The following is a 3264-nucleotide window of genomic DNA, read 5'->3' as shown; positions in this document are numbered from 1 at the left end:
TGCAATATGACCCAATGAAAGCTGAAGTAACAATTACTGTTACTAAAGATGGTCATGTTCTTAAAGCTGTTAATACACTTCCAGCCGACAAAGAATTCAACAATACATTCACTTCATCTCCAACACAAGCACAATTCCGCTTCACAAAACGTTTGGAAGGTAAGACTCTTGAAGCAAATGCCTTCACCTTCGAATTGCTTGAAAACGGCAATGTGATCCAAACTAAGAAGAATGCGGCTGATGGTTCAATCCAATTTGATTCAATCTCATATGCAACTGAAGGTACGCACACTTACACTGTACGTGAAGTAGCTGGAACAGATACAAACATTGATTATGATTCAATGAACGCAGTTGTAACTGTCAATGTCACAAAAGACGCTCAAACAGGTCTTTTGAACGCTGCAGTTACAATGCCTGAAGACACTGAGTTCAACAACTATGTAGTTGCTCCAGTTGTAACTAAGTTCGACTTTACTAAGAAATTGGCAGGTCGTGAACTTAAAGCAGGTGAATTCAGCTTCGTATTGAAAGATTCTACAGGTGCAGTAGTTGAAACAGTTAAAAATGATGCTGCTGGTAATGTTTCATTCTCTAACTTGTCATTCGACAACACTAAAGTAGGTACTCATACTTATACAGTAGAAGAAGTTATCCCAGCCAACAAAGAGTTTGGTATGACTTACGATAAGATGAAAGCTACTGTTACAGTTGAAGTTGCTAAGAACGGTCATTCATTGACTACGGTTACAAACGTATCTTCAACTGGTGGGGTTGATGCCAACGGTAATGCTACTGACGGTACTGCCGATAAAGAATTCAACAACAAAGTCACTCCTCCAGAAACTCCTGAATTCCAACCAGAAAAATTTGTCGTTTCTAAAGAGAAATATGACATTACTGGTGACAAGTTGATGGATGACGACGATGATGTACCTGGTAACGAGTACACAGCAACAAATGAGAATCCATATGTTGATGGTGTTAAAAACAACGAACCAGAAAACTTGAATACTAAGACTGTTGAACGCGGTTCTAAATTGGTATACCAAGTATGGCTTGATACTACTAAATTCACAGAAGCTAACAACATCCAATACGTTGGTGTATCTGATACATACGATGCAGAAAAATTGGACGTTAACGCTGCTGACATCAAAGCATACGATTCAGTAACTGGTGCAGACGTGACTGCTAAATTCGTCATCAAAGTTGAAAATGGCACAATCACTGCAACTTCTAAAGATGAATTTATCAAAGATAAAGTAAACAATCCTGTTATCGATACTACTAAATTCGCCTTTGGACGTTACTATAAATTTGATATCCCAGCAACTGTTAAAGAATCTGTTAAAGCTGGTGCTGATATTGAAAATAAAGCCAACCAAACAGTTCACGTTTACAACCCAGTAAGCAAGACAGTTGAAAAACCTGAAAAACCAACACAAAAACGTGTTAACAGCGTTCCAGTTCCAGTGGAAATGAACTTCACTAAACGTTTGGAAGGTCGTGAACTTCAAGCTAACGAATTCGAATTCGTATTGAAGAAAGACGGCGTTGAAGTTGAACGCGTGAAGAACGACGCTGCTGGTAAGATTGTCTTCGAGACTCTTAAATTTGGTCGCGATGATCTTGGTAAGACTTACAACTACACAGTTGAAGAAACTCCTGGTACAGATACAACTGTCAAATACGACACAATGGTTGCCACTGTTAAAGTTGTTGTTTCACACGACGGTACAGCTAAAGCAATCGTTGCCAACGTAACAGATGCTGCTGATAAAGAATTCAACAACCGTGTAACACCACCAGAAGAACCTAAGTTCCAACCAGAGAAATACGTTGTTTCTAAAGCGAAATTCGATATCACTGGTACTAAACTCGTTGATGATGATTCTGAATTGACAGATAAATATGGTGAAACAAACACAAACCCATATGTCGATAATACAAACAACAACGAAGAAGAAAACTTAAATACTAAGACAGTTGAACGTGGTCAAAAACTTTACTACCAAGTATGGTTGGATACAACTAAGTTTGACGCAAATAACAAAGATAACATCCAAACAGTAGGTATCACAGATAACTACGACAAGGATAAATTGACTGTTAATGCTTCAGATATCAAGGTTTACGATTCAGTTACTGGTGCAGATGTTACGACTAAATTCGATATCGCTGATAACAATGGTGTTCTGACAGCTAACCTGAAAGCAGGCTTCACGAAGTCACTTGGCGACGCTGAAAACACACAAATCATTGATACAACTAAGTTTGAATTTGGACGCTACTATAAATTTGATATTCCAGCAACAGTGAAAGACGATGTTGTAGCTGGTGCAGATATCGAAAACAAAGCAGCCCAAGTTGTTAACTACTACAACCCAGTAAGCAAGACAGTTGAAAAACCAAACAAACCAACTGAAAAACGTGTAAACAGTGTTCCAATCTCAGTAGAATTCAACTTCACTAAGAAATTGGAAGGTCGTGACCTTAAAGCTGGCGAATTCACATTCGAGTTGAAAGATAGCGACAATGTTGTGATTGCAACTGCAACCAACGATGCAGCTGGTAAGATCAAATTCTCTCCAGTAGAGTACACAAATAAAGCTGGTAAAACTGTTACAGCCCTTAAATACCAGAAGGGTCAAGAAGGTACTTACAAGTACACTGTAACAGAGGTTAAGGGTACTGATGCAACTGTCACTTACGATGAAATGGCTGCTGTTGTAACTGTTACTGTTTCCCATGATGGTACAGCGAAAGCCTTGATCACAAACGTGACAGACCCTGCGGATAAAGAATTTAACAACCGTGTGACTCCTCCAGAAGAACCTAAGTTCCAACCAGAGAAATACGTTGTTTCTGAAGAGAAATTCGATATCACTGGTGACAAGCTCGTTGATGATGATAAAGAGTTGGCAGACAAGTACGCAGACACAAATGCGAACCCATATGCGGACGATGCCTCAAACAACGAAAAACAAAACTTGAATACCAAGACTGTTAACCGTGGCGACAAGTTGGTTTACCAAGTATGGTTGGATACAACTAAATTTGACGCAAACAACAAAGATAACATCCAAACAGTTGGTATCTCAGATGACTTCGACGAAACTAAGTTGGAACTTGACGCTACTAAGATTAAAGCGTATGACTCTGTAACAGGAGACGATGTAACTTCTAAATTTGATATCACTGTTAACAATGGTGTGATCACAGCTAACCTTAAAGATGGCTTCACTAAGTCACTTGGCGATG

General features: G+C 39.0%; 1 protein-coding gene. It reads left to right on the top strand.

Going from position 1 to position 3264, the window contains the following annotated elements; genetic code table 11:
* Positions 1-3264, top strand: a 3264-nt coding sequence (locus HMPREF2637_RS11545) for an SspB-related isopeptide-forming adhesin (RefSeq protein WP_305367101.1), incomplete at both ends; no start/stop codon positions are given.

The sequence above is a fragment of the Streptococcus sp. HMSC065H07 genome (genome assembly GCF_001837325.1).
Classification (GTDB): Bacteria; Bacillota; Bacilli; order Lactobacillales; family Streptococcaceae; genus Streptococcus; species Streptococcus salivarius_H.
This window is presented reverse-complemented; position numbering and strand designations above follow the sequence as displayed.